The organism is Microbacterium invictum, from assembly GCF_014197265.1.
GTDB lineage: Bacteria > Actinomycetota > Actinomycetes > Actinomycetales > Microbacteriaceae > Microbacterium > Microbacterium invictum.
In genome coordinates, this window is record NZ_JACIFH010000001.1 from 1918476 (window position 1) to 1935411 (window position 16936).

At 68.4% G+C, this 16936-nt stretch carries 16 protein-coding genes; 8 read left to right on the plus strand and 8 right to left on the minus strand.

Annotated elements, in window-relative coordinates; genetic code table 11:
- Positions 1-18 precede the first annotated feature (18 nt).
- From alr to BKA10_RS09105, 4 genes are all read right to left on the minus strand, one after another.
- Complete coding sequence (gene alr, locus BKA10_RS09090) at positions 19-1134, minus strand: alanine racemase (RefSeq protein WP_183501134.1); 1116 nt, start codon at positions 1132-1134, stop codon at positions 19-21.
- A gap of 5 nt (positions 1135-1139) precedes the next feature.
- A complete protein-coding gene (locus tag BKA10_RS09095) occupies positions 1140-1502 on the minus strand; it encodes a holo-ACP synthase (protein WP_183499599.1) in 363 nt (120 codons plus the stop codon).
- A gap of 80 nt (positions 1503-1582) precedes the next feature.
- Complete coding sequence (locus BKA10_RS09100; protein WP_183499600.1) at positions 1583-2077, minus strand: SRPBCC family protein; 495 nt, start codon at positions 2075-2077, stop codon at positions 1583-1585.
- Positions 2074-2517, minus strand: coding sequence for a metalloregulator ArsR/SmtB family transcription factor (locus tag BKA10_RS09105; RefSeq protein ID WP_183499601.1), 444 nt, complete (start codon positions 2515-2517; stop codon positions 2074-2076). The genes BKA10_RS09100 and BKA10_RS09105 overlap by 4 nt, the downstream gene beginning before the upstream one ends.
- A 348-nt stretch (positions 2518-2865) precedes the next feature.
- Between BKA10_RS09105 and BKA10_RS09110 the strand changes: the two genes are divergently transcribed.
- Entirely contained in the window at positions 2866-4161 is a 1296-nt protein-coding gene (locus BKA10_RS09110; RefSeq protein WP_183499602.1) for a class I adenylate-forming enzyme family protein, read from the plus strand.
- A gap of 22 nt (positions 4162-4183) precedes the next feature.
- On the opposite strand, the gene glmS is transcribed toward BKA10_RS09110, so the two are convergent.
- Entirely contained in the window at positions 4184-6034 is a 1851-nt protein-coding gene (gene glmS / locus BKA10_RS09115; RefSeq protein WP_183499603.1) for a glutamine--fructose-6-phosphate transaminase (isomerizing), read from the minus strand.
- Positions 6035-6672: 638 nt separating this feature from the next.
- Between glmS and BKA10_RS09120 the strand changes: the two genes are divergently transcribed.
- The 6 genes from BKA10_RS09120 (at position 6673) to BKA10_RS09145 (ending at position 13158) form a co-directional block, all read left to right on the plus strand.
- Positions 6673-8172, plus strand: coding sequence for a sugar transferase (locus BKA10_RS09120; RefSeq protein ID WP_241739887.1), 1500 nt, complete (start codon positions 6673-6675; stop codon positions 8170-8172).
- Between the two features lie 474 nt (positions 8173-8646).
- A complete protein-coding gene (locus BKA10_RS09125; protein WP_183499604.1) occupies positions 8647-9300 on the plus strand; it encodes a hypothetical protein in 654 nt (217 codons plus the stop codon).
- A 3-nt stretch (positions 9301-9303) separates the two neighbouring features.
- On the plus strand, positions 9304-10614 hold the full coding sequence (locus BKA10_RS09130; protein WP_248198837.1) for an MFS transporter: 1311 nt from the start codon (positions 9304-9306) through the stop codon (positions 10612-10614).
- The gene (locus BKA10_RS09135; RefSeq protein WP_183499605.1) at positions 10611-11639 is read left to right on the plus strand and encodes a TolB-like translocation protein; all 1029 of its coding nucleotides are present in this window, start codon (positions 10611-10613) and stop codon (positions 11637-11639) included. Before BKA10_RS09130 ends, BKA10_RS09135 begins: the two co-directional genes overlap by 4 nt.
- A gap of 2 nt (positions 11640-11641) precedes the next feature.
- On the plus strand, positions 11642-12511 hold the full coding sequence (locus BKA10_RS09140; protein ID WP_206686480.1) for a glycosyltransferase: 870 nt from the start codon (positions 11642-11644) through the stop codon (positions 12509-12511).
- On the plus strand, positions 12508-13158 hold the full coding sequence (locus BKA10_RS09145) for a polysaccharide deacetylase family protein (protein WP_206686479.1): 651 nt from the start codon (positions 12508-12510) through the stop codon (positions 13156-13158). Before BKA10_RS09140 ends, BKA10_RS09145 begins: the two co-directional genes overlap by 4 nt.
- On the opposite strand, the gene BKA10_RS09150 is transcribed toward BKA10_RS09145, so the two are convergent.
- A complete protein-coding gene (locus BKA10_RS09150) occupies positions 13151-13567 on the minus strand; it encodes a VanZ family protein (RefSeq protein WP_183499607.1) in 417 nt (138 codons plus the stop codon). The two genes, BKA10_RS09145 and BKA10_RS09150, sit on opposite strands and share 8 nt — an antisense overlap.
- Before the next feature lie 125 nt (positions 13568-13692).
- Between BKA10_RS09150 and BKA10_RS09155 the strand changes: the two genes are divergently transcribed.
- Complete coding sequence (locus BKA10_RS09155) at positions 13693-15336, plus strand: DUF4082 domain-containing protein (RefSeq protein WP_183499608.1); 1644 nt, start codon at positions 13693-13695, stop codon at positions 15334-15336.
- A 23-nt stretch (positions 15337-15359) separates the two neighbouring features.
- On the opposite strand, the gene BKA10_RS09160 is transcribed toward BKA10_RS09155, so the two are convergent.
- The gene (locus BKA10_RS09160; protein ID WP_183499609.1) at positions 15360-16169 is read right to left on the minus strand and encodes a hypothetical protein; all 810 of its coding nucleotides are present in this window, start codon (positions 16167-16169) and stop codon (positions 15360-15362) included.
- 68 nt (positions 16170-16237) lie between these two features.
- A complete protein-coding gene (locus BKA10_RS09165) occupies positions 16238-16864 on the minus strand; it encodes a hypothetical protein (RefSeq protein ID WP_183499610.1) in 627 nt (208 codons plus the stop codon).
- Between the last annotated feature and the right edge of the window lie 72 nt (positions 16865-16936).

Consider the following 16936-nt stretch of genomic DNA (forward strand, 5'->3'; position numbering starts at 1 on the left):
TGATCCGGCCCAGACCGCTCACTGCGAAACCTGCCGGCGCGGCACGCGGGGCCCGATGCGCGTGACGATCTCGTAGTTGATCGAGCCCGATGCGTCACCCCACTCGTCGGCCGACGGCACGCCGAGGGTCGGGTCGCCGAACAGCACGACCTCGTCGCCGACCGCGACCGGAGTCTCGCCGACGTCGACGACGAACTGGTCCATGGCGATGCGCCCCGCCACGGTGAACCGGCGCCCGCCGACCGAGACGGATCCCTTGCCGGATGCCGCGCGCGGCACGCCGTCGGCATACCCCAGCGGCACGAGCGCGAGGGTGGACTCGGTGGCCGTGCGGTGCGTGTATCCGTACGAGACGCCCTGTCCGGCCGGCACCCTCCGCACGGCAGCCACCGCGGCGCGCAGTGTCATCGCGGGGCGCAGTCCGAGATCGGCGGCACTGCGGTCGGGGAACGGCGACAGCCCGTATATGCCCAGGCCGATGCGCACGCAGTCGAAGCGCGACTCGGGCAGGTCGATCGCCGCGTGCGTGGCGGCGATGTGCCGCAGCTGCGGAGTGATGCCCTGCTGCGCGGCCGCCGCGAGCGCGACCTGGAACCGCGACACCGCGGTCCGGTCGTCGGCGGCGCTGGCGTTGGAGAGGTGGCTGAAGATCCCCGTGATCCGCAGCTTGCCGAGCCGTTCGAGCCGGGCCGCCTCGGCGAACACGACCGAGTAGTCGGCCGGCGCGATCCCGTTGCGCGCGAGCCCCGTCTCGACTTTGAGGTGCACCGAGACGGGTTGGTCACGGGATGCCGCGGCCGCGGCCGCCAGCAGCTGCTCGATGTTCGAGATGCCGAGCTCGATCCCCTGCGACGCCGCTTCGACGAACGACGCACCCGGAGCGTGCAGCCACGCCATGATCGGCGCATCGATGCCCCCGCGCCGCAGCGCGAGCGCCTCGGCGACGTCGGCGACGGCGAGCCGCGTCGCCCCGCCCTCGAGCGCCGCCGCCGCCGAGCGGACGGCGCCGTGCCCGTAGCCGTCGGCTTTCACGACCGCGATGATCTGCGACTCGGTGAGCTTGCGCAGATGGCGGACGTTGGCGGTGATCGCCCCGATGTCGATCACGGCCTCGCGCATCACGCCCTCCGGCATCCGGCTCACGAAGCGGCTCCGTTCTCGGCGATCACATACGCGGCCGCCATGCCGGCGTCGTGGGTGAGCGACAGGTGCACCGCGGTGATGCCGCGCGCGTGCACCGTCTCGGCGGTCTCGCCCGACAGCGCGAACACGGGGCGGCCCGAGGGCTCGGAGGCCACTTCGATGTCGGTCCAGTGCAGTCCGTCCGAGCCGCCGAGCGCTTTGATCAGCGCTTCCTTCGCAGCGTAGCGGGCGGCGAGCGAGTGCGATTTGAGGCCGCGCTCCCCCGGCGCGAAGAGCCGCTCGATCAGTCGCGGCGTGCGGGCGAGCGACCGCTCGAACCGCGGAATGTCGACCAGGTCGACGCCGATGCCGACGATCACGGCGCCTCCCCTCCCGCCGCGCGTGCGGGTGTCGCGGCACCTGCCAGCCTATCCCCGGCGCCGCCAGCGGCCCCGCGTGATCACAGCGCGCCGAAGCGCGCGTCGTACTGCGGCTTGAGTTCGGCGAACCGTGCCTGCCACGCGTCCTCACCGCCGAGCTCGGCATCGGCGTCGGCGACGTGGCGGGTCAGCTGTTCGAGATACGCCTGCCAGCCGGCTCCGTAGAAGATCGACTGGATGCCGGTGTGCTCGAGCAGCAGCCGCGTGCCGCCGTCGACGGGCTCGAGCCGCACCACGAGTTCGGTCGGCTCCTCGCCGGTCGCATGCCAGGTCGTCGTGAACGAGCGCGGCGCATCGCACGCGGTGATGGTGCCGCGGCCCCACGTCCCCTCACCGTCGCTGCTCGCCACCTCCCACGTGCCGCCGAGCCGCAGGTCGCCGGTGTAGTCGGCCATCCACCGCGCGAGGCGATCGCGCGTGGTCACGGCATCCCAGAGGTCGTCGATGCCGGTCGCGTAGACCTCGTCGTAGACGAGGCGGTACCGGTCGTCGTGCTTCTCGATGAGCGGGTTCATGAGGCGTCCTTTCGTCGTGCGGCCGGTGCCGCATGTGTCTGCGCAGTGGCGGCGGATGCCGCACGCTTCTGGCCCGCAGCGGCCGGTGCCGAGGGGCCGCGTTCTTCGGTGATGGATGCCGCCTGGCGGCGTCCTCGCGCGATCTCGGTGTGCAGGGCGTCGAGGCGCTGCGCCATGGGCGCCCGCAGTCGCGCGAGGGCAGCCTCGGCCGCGGCGATCCCGGCCGGGTCGGCGGCGTAGAAGCGGCGTGTGCCCTCCGCGCGCACGGACGCGAACCCCTCCTCGCGCAGCACCTTGAGGTGCTGCGACACCGCGGGCTGCGAGATGCCGAACTCGGCGCGAACGACGTCGGTCAGCGTGCCGGCGGACTGCTCGCCGACGCCCAGCAGTTCGAGCAGTCGTCGCCGAACTGCATCACTCAATACTTCGAATGCGTGCACACGCGCATTCTATAAGTCACAACTTATCGAATCAAGTGTCGCACTGCCGCACGCCACCTCCCTACCATTCACGCCGTCCGCATGCGATACTCACTCCAAGCCAGCGCCATTGGGGGCTCTCGGGCCACGGTCCGGGAGCAATATCCGGCCGATGTGGGAATCGGCCGGAGGCACTGGCGATCTGGGGATCGCGGGCTGGGGAGCCCGAGATCGCTGATTTGGGGATCGCGGGCCAGCGCCTGCCTGGGGATATTGGGGAACGTTCATGGCTGAACGCATCAGCGTGGCCGCGCGTGTGCGCACCGCCACGAAATCGCACGTCGCCTGGCGGAATGCCGAGGCACTGCGATGACCATCACGACGCTGGAGCCGGTCGAGCCGCTCGACCCGCTGGAGCCGGTCGAGCAGGAGCTGCAGCACGCGCACGTCGTGACGGGGCACGGCGCCGAGTCGGCGGAGTGGAACGTCGCCGGCTTCCTCGCCGGCCGCGGGCACGACGCCTCGACCGCGTGGGTCGACGGCCACCGCCGCTTCACCCACGCCGAGCTCCGCGGCGCCGCGACCGCCATCGCCGACGCACTCCGCGAACGCGGCATCCAGAGAGGCGACCCGGTCGCCCTGCTGGCCGGCAACGGCTTCTTCTGGGTCGCCGCATACCTGGGCATCCTCGGCGCCGGCATGATCGCGGTGCCGCTGTCCACCGACGACGACGCCACAGAAGCACGCCGTCGCGCCGGATGGGCCGGCTGCCGCGCCGTCACCCTCGGGCAGGGACAGCGCTGGCCGACCGGCGACACCGCCGTGCCATCGCTGGCAGAGGTCGACCTGCCCGTCGGCTGGGATCGCACTCCCGCCCCGAGTCTCGACGCCGCCCCGGTGCGCGCCGGAGCAGACGCCGTGTACGTGTTCACTCCGGGCACCCTCGGCCAGCCGCGCGCCGTCCGCATCACGCACGACAACATCCGCGCCAACACCGAGTCGATCCTCGACTGCCTGTACCTCGAAAGTTCCGACCGCACGCTCGCCGTCGTGCCGTTCACCGAGGCGTTCGGCGCGTCGCTGCTGCACACGCACCTGCGCATCGGCGCCGCCCTCGTCCGCCACCAGTCCACGACGATCCCCGAGACGATCGTCGGCTCGCTCGAGCGGTTCAACTGCACCGGATTCGCCGGGGCGCCGACGGTCTACAGTGCGCTCGTGCGCAACAGCTCCTTCACGCTGCGCCGCCTGCCCCAGCTGCGCATGCTGCAGCAGGCGGGCAGGTCGCTCGCTCCGGTGATCGACGAAGAGGTCGCCCGGGCGCACCCGTCGGCACGCCTGTTCGTCATGTACGGCCAGACCGAGGCCACCGCGACCCTGTCGCATCTTCCGGTCGAGGAACGTGGCCGGCGAGCAGCCTCCATCGGCCGGGGCATTCCCGGTGTCCGGCTGCGGGTGGTGGATGCCGGGGGCGCCGACGTCCGCACCGGCGACGTCGGCGAGATCTGGGCGACGGGCGGCAACATCTCGCCCGGTTACCTCCACGACGACATCGCGACCGCCCGCACCATGCAGGGCGGCGTACTTCGCACCGGAGACCTCGCGACGGTCGACGACGACGGCTACATCTACCTCGTCGATCGCCCGGCGCTGCACCCGCGGTGACCCGGGCCACCCCGGCCGCACCCTATTCGACGGTGACGGACTTCGCGAGGTTGCGGGGCTGATCCACGTCGAGGCCCTTGGCGGTCGCGAGCCCCATCGCGAAGATGTGCAGCGGCACGACCGCCAGCAGCGGCTCGAACAGGGGTCCGGCCAGCGGAATCCGCAGCACCTCGTCGGCGAACGGCAGCACGGCCGCGTCGCCCTCTTCGGCGACCGCGATCACGCGGGCGCCGCGAGCGCGGATCTCCTGGATGTTCGAGACGACCTTCTTGTGCAACTCGGCCGACTCGCGCGGCGACGGCACGATCACGAACACCGGCTGCCCCGGCTCGATCAGTGCGATCGGGCCGTGCTTGAGCTCGCCGGCGGCGAAGCCCTCGGCGTGGATGTACGAGATCTCCTTGAGCTTGAGCGCGCCCTCGAGGGCGATCGGGTAGCCCACGTGACGACCGAGGAACAGCACCGACTGAGTGTCGGCCATCCAGTGCGCGAACTGCTCGATGTGGGCCTGCTCGCCCTCGAGCACCCGCGAGATCTTGTCGGGCACGGCTTCGAGCTCGGCGACGTTCGCGGCCGACGCCTCGGCTGACAGCACGCCGCGCAAGCGTCCGATGTGCAGCGCGAGCAGGTACAGCGCGGTGATCTGCGCCACGAAGGCCTTGGTCGAGGCCACGGCGACCTCGGGACCGGCATGCGTGTAGACGATGGCATCCGACTCACGGGGAATGGTCGCGCCCTGCGTGTTGCAGATCGACAGGGTCTTGGCGCCGTGCTCACGCGCGTACTTGACGGCCATGAGGGTGTCCATGGTCTCGCCGGACTGTGAGATCGACACGACGAGGGTGTCGGGCCCGATGACCGGGTCACGGTAGCGGAACTCGTGGGCGAGTTCGACGTCGACGGGGATGCGGGTCCACTGCTCGAGCGCGTACTTGCCGGTCTGGCCCGCGTAGGCGGCGGTGCCGCAGGCGATCACGACGATCCGCGAGATGCCGAGGAACAGGTCGTCCAGCCCGTCGAGCTCGGGGATCACGACCTCGCCGTCGCGCACGCGACCGCGGATGGTGTTGGCGACGGCCTCGGGCTCTTCCGAGACCTCCTTGGCCATGAACGAGGGCCAGCCGCCCTTCTCGGCGGCGGCGGCGTCCCAGACGACTTCGAACGGCTCGACCTCGACGGGCCGGCCCGCGAAGTCGGTGACCTCGACGCCGGCCGGCGTGATCGAGACGATCTCGTCCTGACCGATCGCGAGCGCGTTGCGGGTGTGCTCGACGAAGGCGGCGACGTCGGAGCCGAGGAAGTTCTCGCCCTCGCCGAGGCCGATCACCAGCGGCGAATTGCGGCGCGCGCCGACCACGAGGCCGGGCTCGTCGCGGTGCATGGCCAGGAGGGTGAAGGCCCCCTCGAGACGCGTGACGACGGCGCGGAACGCCTCGACGAGGCTGCCGGATGCCGCGTATTCGCGCCCCAGCAGCACGGCGGCGACCTCGGTGTCGGTCTCGCTGCGGAAGGTGAATCCTGCCTCGACGAGTTCGTTCTTCAGGTCGGAGAAGTTCTCGATGATGCCGTTGTGGATGACGGCGAGCTTGTCGTCGTCGGCCAGATGCGGGTGCGCGTTCGCGTCGGTCGGGCCGCCGTGCGTGGCCCAGCGGGTGTGGCCGATGCCCGTCGTCCCGTCGGGCATCGGGTGCGCTGCGAGGTCGTCGCGGAGTACCTGCAGCTTGCCGGCGCGCTTGCGCATGTCGAGGTCGCCGTCACCGTCGATGACGGCGATACCGGCGGAGTCGTAGCCGCGGTATTCGAGGCGGGCGAGCCCCGAGAGCAGGATGGCCTGGCTGTCACGCGGGCCGACATATCCGACGATTCCACACATGGGGTCAATCGTACGGGCGGGTATTTGCGCGGAAGCCTCACAAATGCGCGCCCCGGGCCCGGCGAATGGATGCCGGTGCTCCGGCATCCATACCCGAAACAGAGGCGGGCCCTCTAGAGGAGCCGTTGGGGACGGTCGACTCGAGAGGGCCCTATCCACGCACCCTCGGAGGACCGTTGGGGACGGCTGAGCTCCGAACGCCACTTTGGGGGGCAGCTGGGACAACGCGCGGACTCGGCCATTTTACCTGTACCGACAGGGTTTCAGGTCACAGCAACGCGCCGAGAACTCGGCACGGCGCGACCTCACGACACGTGGCAGGGTTGCTCTTCCGTTCGCTCGCGGGCTATGCAATACTCAAGCCAAGTCAGCCGCCGCGAGGTGGCGGGATCGCCGAGGGGTCGGTGGTCCTGAACATGATCCGACCGATGTGGGAATCGGCCTGGAGGGTTCGGACCGTTGGGGAGCGGGGTTCACCCGCTTTTGGGGATTGCGAGCTTGGGGCTCGCCTTTGGGGATATTGGGGACACGTTCATGGGGGGACGCTTCTTTGCGACCGTGCGCTCGCGCGCCGTCGCAGATTCGACCGTGGCAACGCCGGCCGTCATCGGTGTATCGCTGCGCATCGAGGTGCGCCGATGAGCACCTCGATGCTGCCCGTCGATGAGCTGGTCGGCGCCCTCGCGGCGCCGCGCGTCATGCCGGTGCTCGAGAAGCGACTGAGCCAGGTGCGCAGGCACCGCGCGGGCACAACGGTCGCCGACACCGTCATCATCGCTCTCGCCGCCGCGGTGACCGCCACGGGGCAGATGATCACCGCCGAGACGTCGGTGATCACTGCGCACCGTCCCGCATTGACGGCCGTGATCGCTGCGGCGGTCGTAGCACTCGCGTGGGCGGCGTCGCTTGTGTGGCTTCGCGCCGGCGCCTATCGTCGCGGCGTGGGTGAGAGGCTCGCCCTCCTGCCGATCCTGCACTCCGCCGTCATCGGCTTGGCCGCACTGGCGATCGTCGAGGGCGTGTCGGGGTCGGTCGTGCTCCCCGCGCATGTTGCCGTGACGCTGCCCGTGGGTGTGGCCGCGCTCGTCGCTGCGCACGCCGTGCGGCGCACATGGATGACGCAGCATCGGACCACGCACTCGATGGCCACCCGGACGCTCGTCGTGGGCGACCGCACGAGCGTGGAGCATGTGATCCGCTCGTTGACCGCTGACTCGCGCTTCTCGCACAACGTCGTCGGAACGGTCGTCCAGGGCGCCGACAGCGGCACGGTAGACGTCGACGGTGCCGCCTACACGGTGGTCGCCGCGCCAGACGGGGTCGCCGAACTCGCCCGCAGCCTCTGCATCGAGACGGTCATCGTCGCGGGCGGCAGTGACGATCCCGACTACGTCCGTCGCCTCAGCTGGAGCCTCGAAGGCGCAGCCACCAACCTCATCCTCGCAACTCGCCTGGCGGATGTCGCCCGGTCCCGGATCGCTTTCGAGCGGACGAATGGGCTGGCCCTCACGCACGTGAGCATTCCCAGGTTCGACCAGCCGACCATGCGCACCAAGCGCATGCTCGACGTGGTCGTGGCGCTCGTCGCGCTCGTTCCGATCGCGGTGATCACTCCGATCATCGCCCTGCTCATCAGAATGGACACACCGGGGGGCGTGTTCTTCAAGCAGCAGCGGATCGGGCGCGACGGGCGCGAATTCAGCATCCTCAAGTTCCGCACGATGACGGCCACCGCCGAGAAGGACCGTGCTGCGCTCGAGGAGCAGAACGAAGGCGCTGGACCGCTCTTCAAGATGAAAGACGACCCGCGCGTGACGCGGGTGGGCGCCGTCCTTCGCAAGTACTCGCTCGACGAGCTGCCGCAGTTCTGGAACGTGCTGCGCGGCGACATGAGCGTCGTCGGGCCGCGGCCGCCGCTGCCCAGCGAGGTCCGCGACTACAACGGTCAGGTGTTCCGCCGGCTGTATGTGCAGCCCGGCATCACCGGCCTGTGGCAGATCAGCGGCCGCAGCGACCTGTCGTGGGAGCAGAGCGTGCGGCTCGACCTGCACTATGTGGAGAACTGGTCGCTCGCGACCGACCTGAGGATCATCCTGCGCACTGCAGCGGTGATGGTTCGCCCGAACGGCGCATACTGATGCGGCGTTCGGACACGACGACTGTCGCCGACAGCCGTCATCGATCGCGTGTTCGCCACTCGGCGACGCGCACAAGATGTGGCGGCTCATGCTCGAGTCTGCGCGACACCCGCGACACACCATCGCGGAACGCCGGTTTGCCCGACTGGCGAACGTCGCACTCCTCCCCCAGAGGGCATGAGCCGTCCACGGGCCGACGTGCCCGCCTCACTCCCACACGAGGCGGGCACGTTGATCACCACCGAACGGGCACAGTGGCGACGGTTCCCAACGGGAGCCTGCCCGAGTAGAGTCAGGCGATAGGAGTCCCGCAGACACGGGTCGTCACTGGGGAGTGACAGACGATCCGAGCCAGGCGGGACGTGTGGGGAGGCCCGGGTTCACCCGGACGAACAATGTGTGGGGACACGTGTAATGGGGACACGAACGGGTACGTCGACGCGCACCGCGGACGACAGGCAACTCACTGCCGGAATGCGGTGGGCGATCATCGGAGTGGCCGCGGTGGTGCTGGCCGGACTGACAGTGGCCGCATGGTTGCTGCTGGCATCGCCTGGCGCGCCGGGTGCAGGCATGCCGGCCACCGCACCATCGAGCGGGGCATCGGCCGGCACCCCTTCGGACGACGACGACGCTCCACCCGCATCCGATGACGGCTCATCGACCGAGACCACACCCAATGCGGGGCCCTCGCCCGACTCGGCACCTGTCGACGGCAGCGAAGTGCTGCCACCCGCTGACAGCGCCGCACCGTCAAACCGCCTGCCACCGCTGCCGCAACCCACGCCTCTGGTAGAGGCGCCGTTACCCGAGAATGCGTCCGCGCGCGGGAAACTGGTCGACGGCTTCCCCGCGGTAGTGGCCGGTCCGGCACCCGGCGACGACGTGCTGGAGAGTTCGATCACCTCGGACGGCACCACGATGCAGGCGGCCCTGACGGCGCGCACAGACGACAGCCCAGACGCCGTGGCCGAACACTATCGAGCGACATGGTCGACCCTGGGACTGGCGCCGACCGCCGGCGAGACGGTCTCGGCTACCGATCCCTTCACGTCCGTCACCCTTGCGATCACCGAATCGGGCACCGGCACCGTGTACACGGTCTTCGCGACGCTGCGGACGGAGTGACGCGTGTACATCTCCTTCACGAACTCACCGGTCGGCAACGAGAGCAGCGACAGTAACGCACCCACCGACGGCACGCGGCCCACTCGCCCGGCACGCGGCATCCGTACCGTCTCATCGACCGTGGTGACGCTCGGCATCGTCTCTATGTTGACCGACATCTCATCGGAATCGGTGTCGGCGATCCTGCCCCTCTATATAACGGGCTTCCTAGGACTCTCCACGATCGCGTTCGGCGTCCTCGACGGGATGTACCAGGGCGTCAGCTCGGTGGTCCGCATCGCCGGCGGCTACGCTTCGGACCGGATCGACCAGCCCAAATGGGTCGCCTTCGTCGGGTACGCGCTGGCGGCTGTCGCCCGCGTCGGCCTGCTCTTCTGGACCGGGTTCGCCGCGCTCAGCGCCGTCATCACCGCCGATCGACTCGGCAAGGGCATCCGCACCGCGCCCCGTGATGCGCTGATCACCGCCACCTCCGACCCGCAACGCCTCGCCGCGTCGTTCGGGGTGCACCGCATGCTCGACAACATCGGCGCGGCGATCGGACCATTCCTCGCCTTCGTGATTCTGCTCGTCGTGCCCGACGGCTTCCACATCGTCTTCATCGCCTCACTGGTCTTCGCCACGATCGGTGTGCTCGTGCTCGGACTGATCGTGCCGAACGTGCGGAGCCGCAAGACGCGAGTGGATGCCGGAGAGCCGAAGGTCCGCGTCAACTGGCGCAGTATCGTGCGTGGCCCGATGCGCCGCGTGCTGGCTGCCGCCGGCATCCTCGGTCTCGTCACGATCGGCGACGGGTTCGTCTACCTCGTCCTGCAGGCGCGCAGCGACTTCGCGGCGCAGTGGTTCCCCCTTCTCTATGTGGGCACCAACGTGGCGTTCCTCGCGTTCGCCATCCCGCTGGGTCGCCTTGCGGACCGGGTCGGGCGCGCTCGGGTGTTCGTGTGGGGGCACGCCGGACTGCTCGCCGCGTACGTCATCGCCGTGATCCCGATGGCCGACGTCGCAGCCACGTTGCTCTGTCTCGTGTTCCTCGGAGTGTTCTACGCCGCCACGGACGGCGTGCTGTCGGCTCTCATGTCACAGCTGTCGACGCCCGACAGCCGCGGCACCGCGATCGCCACCGCCCAGACCGTCATCGCGGTGACCCGGTTCGTCTCCGCCGCCGGTTTCGGCCTGCTCTGGTATGCGGCCGGGCGTGAGCCGGCGATGATCATCGTCGCGATCGTGCTCGCCGTGGCGATCCCGCTGGTCGCGATCCTGCTGCGGCCACTACTCCGGTCGGAGCGCACCCCGTCAGAGCAGGCGGCGGCATGAGTCTGCGCGCGCGCTGGATTCTCATCGCGGTCCTCTCCATCGCCGCGCTTGGCGCGACCACTGTCGTCGGCGTCGTCGCCTGGGCGCGATTCCAGGCGCAGCAGTCCGCGCCGAGCGCGGTCGCCACATCCGATGTCGTGCCGACCGGCGACCGCATCGTGTTCCGGAACACGGCATCGGGCGACGGCTATGGGCACGTGGCATCCGTCCCCCTCGACGATCCCACAGGCGCGCGCACCGTCAGCGACATCGCCTGCGATCGGGTGGACGCCACGACCGACCTGGTCTCATGCCTGCGAATAGTGCGCGGCATCGCCCCTACTTATACGGCGACGCTGTACTCGGCCGGTGGCGAGCAACGCAGCCAGTGGCCGCTCTCCGGCATCCCGAGCCGCACCCGCATCTCCGGTGACGGTGACCTCATCGCGACCACCGCGTTCGTCACCGGGCACTCCTACGCAACAATCGGGTTCTCGACCGAGACCAAGATCCACACGCCCGACGGCGATGACTTCGGAAACCTCGAGGAGTGGACGCTCATCGTGGATGGCGAGGAGAGCGCTCCCGTCGACCGCAATTACTGGGGCGTCACGTTCATCGACGACGACACCTTCTATGCCACGGCCGGCATGACCACGATGGGGAAGACGTATCTGGTGCGCGGCGAGATCTCGACCCGCACGCTCACGACGCTCGCGGACAACGTGGAGTGCCCGTCGTTGTCGCCGGACGGCACCCGCATCGCGTTCAAGCGCGTGACGGCGGGGTCCGGACCGACCGTGCACTGGACCCCGGCCATCTACGACATCGCCAGCGGCGACATCGCGGTGCTTCCGGAGAAGCGCAGCATCGACGACCAGGTCGAGTGGCTGGACGACGAGACGGTCCTGTACGGGATGCCGCGGGAGGGCGTCGCCGGCGACACCGACGTGTGGGCACTGGCGGCCGACGGGTCGACCGAACCGAAGGTCTTCATCGAGCATGCATGGTCGCCGTCTGTCGTGCACACCACGGGGGCACAGTGATGGTGAGCGTCATCATCGCCGCCCACAATGAGGAGAGCGTCCTCGGTGCCACCCTCGATGCTCTGCTCGCCCAGCCGGGCGTCGAGGCGGCCAGTGTCGTGGTGAGCGCCAACGGCTGCCGCGACCGGACTGCCGAGGTGGCGGCCGAGCGAGGCGTCACGGTCATCGACCGGATCGAGCCGGGCAAGGCGGGCGCATTGAATGCCGCCGACGATGTCGCGCAGGACTACCCTCGCATCTACCTCGACGCCGACATCACGGTTCCCCCAGGGGCGATCAGCCGACTCGTGGCTCATTTCGATGAGACCTCGCGACCGCTTGCCGTCGTCCCTCGCCGCCGCATCGACACCAGCGCCTCGTCGTGGCCGGTGAAGGCCTACTTCGCGATCAACGAGCGTCTGCCGGTATTCCGGACGGGTCTCTTCGGCCGCGGGCTGATCGTCCTGTCAGAAGACGGGCGGGCGCGGTTCGGCGCGTTCCCCGCGATGATCGCCGACGACCTGTACGTTGACTCGCAGTTCTCCGAGGCGGAACGCGTCGAGGCTGCTGACGTCGAGATCGTCGTCGACGCACCGCTCACCACCACGAACCTCATCGACCGCCTGGTCCGGGTGCGGCGCGGGAACGCGCAGATGCGTGCGGCCGCAGCTGACGGTGCGATCGAAGCCACGGTGCGCCGGTCGGACAAATGGTCGTGGCTCCGCGACGTCGTCCTCCCTGATCCCCGGCTCGCGTTCGCCGCGGTGCCCTACGTCTTCATCACGCTGAAAGCCTCACAGCGCGGGCGACGAGCTACCAATGGACTCGACTGGGGCCAGGATCGGAGTACTCGAGACACTCCATCGGCGAACATGGAGAGGCCTGCCTCATGATCCACATCTGCTTTCACGGCATCGGCCGCTGCACTCAAGAGCGCGAGCCGGGCGAGGCGCGGTACTGGATGGCGGAGGATGTCTTCCTCGGGGTGCTCGATGCGCTGGCCGACGAGCCCGGCGTGCGTCTCAGCTTCGACGACGGCAACCGCTCCGACGCCGAGATCGCACTGCCCGCCCTCCAGGAGCGCGGCATGACCGCCACCTTCTTCGTGCTTGCCGGCCGACTCGACGATCCCGCCAGCCTGAGCCCGGCCGATCTGCGGGAGCTCCGTGCTGCAGGCATGGGGATCGGAAGCCATGGCTGGGAGCACATCCCTTGGCGGGGCCTGGACGACACCCAGTCGCATCGGGAGTTCGTGGTGGCGCGCGAGGCGCTCGAAGAGGCCAGCGGCTCACCGATCACCGAGGCCGCCCTGCCGCTCGGCCGTTACGACCGGACTGTGCTCCGCAGACTGCGCGAGGCGCGATACCGCGCGATATACACAAGCGATCGCTTTCCGGCGCGCGCCGGCGGCTGGCTCCGGGCCCGGTACAGCGTCACCGCCGAGGACACCGTGGCGACAGTGCGCGGCTTCTCGAACAGCCGTCCCGGCATCGGCGAGGCTCGCAACCTCGTTGCGAGCGCGGTCAAACGGCTCAGGTAGAAGAAGTAGTTCGCTCGCGCCGCCCGTCGCGCCTCAGCACCACCAACCAGGCGAGTGCGCCACCGATGGCAGCACCGAGGCCATTGGCGAGGATGTCGCGCAGACTCGGTTCGCGTGAGGGGATCACGACCTGCACCACCTCGGCGGCAACTGACAGCATGATCGCGAGGACGATCCCCCACCAGTGGTGTCGCAGCAGCAGCGTCAAGAGGAACCCGAGCGGCACGAACATCACGATGTTCGCGGTGAACTCGACCCACCCCGATCCGAATCCGCCGATCCCGATGTCAGCCAGCGTGTCCCCGATCGCGTGGACGATGCCGCTGTAGCTGACTGGAAGCACCAGAATCAGCCCCACAGCCACCAGATACCCGATCAGTCCACCGATGACCCAGCGCCGCCGGATCATCGCGCGATCGCCTCTTGCGCCGGTCGCGCCCCTAGGTGAGGCTTCTCTCATCTCGTATTCCCCCGTTCCCCGGTGGGAGATACTCGCAATGGCCCGAATCTGCCGACCCCCCGATCGGAACATACATGACCACCCCCACCACGCCCGCGCGGACACGACTTCGCGCGCACCCTCGCCGCATCCGCCTCCTCCTCGCCGCCGGCATCGTCGCCCTCCTCGCAACCGCAGGACTCGTGGCAGCCCCCGCCATCGCGGCTCCAATGACAACAGGCATCTTCTCAGACAGCCTGAAGCCGCGTATCGCTGTCGACAGCGACCGAACCGCCGTCGAATTGGGTATCCGCTTCAGCCCAGATAAGTCCGGCACCGTCACTGCGCTGCAGTATTACCAGGGCCAGAAGGCCACCGGCGTGACCAGTGCCACGCTGTGGTCCTCGTCGGGCAAGGTCCTCGCGAAGGCCTCGTTTGCCAAGACCAATAAGGTCGGATGGCGCACCGTGTCGCTCAACGAGCCGGTCAAGCTCACTGCAGGAACCTCCTACATCGCGTCGTACAACGCCCCGCGCGGCGGCTATCCGGTCACCGAGAACGACCTCACCAAGGTGAAGAAGCAGAACGGCTTCACCCTGAAGGCCGGTGCCGGCGTATACCGCTACGGCAAGACCGGGAAGGCGCCGAACCTCTCGTACAAGGGCTCGAACTATCTGGTGGACGTCGTCTACGCGCCGACGGGCGCCACTGCCGGCAAGCCGACTCCGAAGCCGACCGCGACGGCCAAGCCGACGCCGAAGCCGACGCCGACCACCGCCCCGACGCCGACGCCGACGCCCACGCCGACGGCGACGACCGCGCCCAAGCCGACGCCGACACCGACTGCGACGACCGCTCCCAAGCCGACGCCGACGCCGACGCCGACCACGGCACCCAAGCCGACGCCGCCGGCCACCGGTGGATTCACCGTACTCGGCCGTTCGTTCCCCTCATCTGCGACCACAGGAGTGCCCGCCGGAACCGCACTGACGAAGTACACCGGTCCCTGCACGATCCAGACGGCCGGCGTCGTGATCAATGCAATGGAAGTCAACTGCTACCTGCGCATCCTCGCCAAGAACGTCAAGATCACGAACTCGGTGATCAACGGCGGAGTGTATGCGGACTTCAACGACAACGTCGGGTCATTCACCATCACTGACAGCGAGGTCCGCGGTGGCAATAGCCCCGGGACCGGTATCGGCGACGCGTACTTCACGGCGACTCGCGTCGAGGTCACCGGCGGAACCCGGTCGATCAACTGTTATGCGCACTGCACGGTCAAGGATTCGTACGTCCACGGTCAGATGAACGACCGGTCTGGCGTGCACCACGAGTCCGGCATCCGGTTCAACACCAACAGCACCCTTGTCGGGAACACCATCGCCTGCGACGCCAATGACTATCCGCCGGATGCCGGATGCTCGGCTGCCATCACCGGGTACCCCGACTTCGATCCAGTTCAGAACGTCACAGTCGATGGAAATCTCATCATCGCGGGCTCGGGCGGGTACTGCAGCTACGGCGGTGCGACCACCGGCAAACCGTTCTCAGGCCAGACCAAGAACGTGAAGTTCACCAACAACATCTATGAGCGTGGAACAGAGATGGGCGACGGCGGCCGCGGGTACGTGTGCGGCTTCTGGGGCCCGATCACATCGTTCGATAGCAATGCTCCCGGTGCCGCCTGGACGAACAACCTCTTCGACGACGGAACGGTCGTCAGAGCAGCCAACTGATCGAAACTGACCCTGCTCGGGTGCTACCACTCGAGCAGGGTCAGTTCGCTGTAGAGGTAGTCGACTTCCGACGCCGACACGCCCACCCCCTTGAACATCTTCGGGCGCGGTTGCGCGACGTGACGCCCCCATCCCGCGGGAGAGAAGCCGAGCACTCGCCGTTCTGCAATCGTTGCGATCATCCCCCGCCGGAGCAGATGCGCTCCCACCAGCGCCCAATTGGATTCCAGCAGGGAGGGATCACCCCCCACATACAACGGTGACGCGAAGCTTCGCACCCGCTTGCGTGTGTCACGGCGATAAATCATGTACGCGTATTCGTCTCCCGACGTCACGACAAGATGGCGCGCTGCCGGAGCCGCCAGGTGGTCGCGGTAAACCTCCTCATCACGCCCCGATACGGCCGACGCCACGGATTCCGGCTCGGCGGTGACACGCGCGGCCCCGCCGAACGCAGGACGATTCAGCACCACGCGAGCACCGGTGTCGAGGTGGGCGAATCCGAGTCGCTCGTTCATCGCGGGAACGTTGCCGCTGGGCGACAGGTCAGTGAACAGCATCCCCTTCTGGCCCAGGACCGCGCGCACCAAGCGCAGGGAGTGGGAACGAAAACTCTCCAAGACGCAGAACGCACCCAGGTTGCAGACGACCAGGTCGACGCCGTCGCGCGAGCGCCGGGAGTAGATCGCGACGTAGACGCCGACCAGTTCGCCGTCGACACGCAACTGGAAGCCACTGTTCATCTCCGGCGGGTGCCACGGTGGCGCAAGCAACGCGCGCCAGGCGGCATGCGACACCCGCGGGTTGAGATGGTCCACGAGAAAGTCAGCCACGACACTGTCGTCGGCACGGTGTATCGGTGAGACGACTGGTCGCGGTGGCGCTATGCCGATCACCCGTATCACTCCACCAGAGCCGGCGCGGCGCGCGTCACCGCATTGCTTCCGACAGACGCAGTCGCCACGGCGCGTCGCCGCCGGTACTCGAGGAGTATGACCGCTGCGACTGTGGCGCCACCGCCGAGCACAGCCGTCATCCCGAGCGCGCGCTGACGACTGCTGCCCACATGGAAGATGATGGTCGTCTCTGGCGCAACGATCGCCGTAATGTCGTTGATGGGATCGACGCTCTGTTCGCGATGCAACGCGTATAGCTCGTCATCAATCCTTTGCGTCAGTTGGTCCTGTTGCCGTTTGACGGCGGCCTCTGTCGGCCCGACGATGTCCAGGATCAGACGTTGCGTCGCAAAGTTCGAAGCCCATTGCCCGCCGGTGTCGGGTAGGCGAATCATCCACCCGTCGCGTACCCCGAGCCCGATCAGCGTCACATCCGGGGACGCGAACTTAGTCACATTGTCGGCACCCATCATGCGTTTGGCGACCAATCCGGCTGTCATGATGACGTCATCCGATTGGGTGCGCAGTGCATTCGGATTCTCGGAGCTTGTCGGTGCAAGGAACACGACTTCTGTGCGCGTGAAGTACACACCCTTGTCGGCGACCACTCCCCACGCTGCGGCAGCGGTCACCACCGCGCCGACTAGCACCACTGGCCATCGACGCACGATTGTGCGCAAGAGTTCCCAAAACGTCATGTCTTC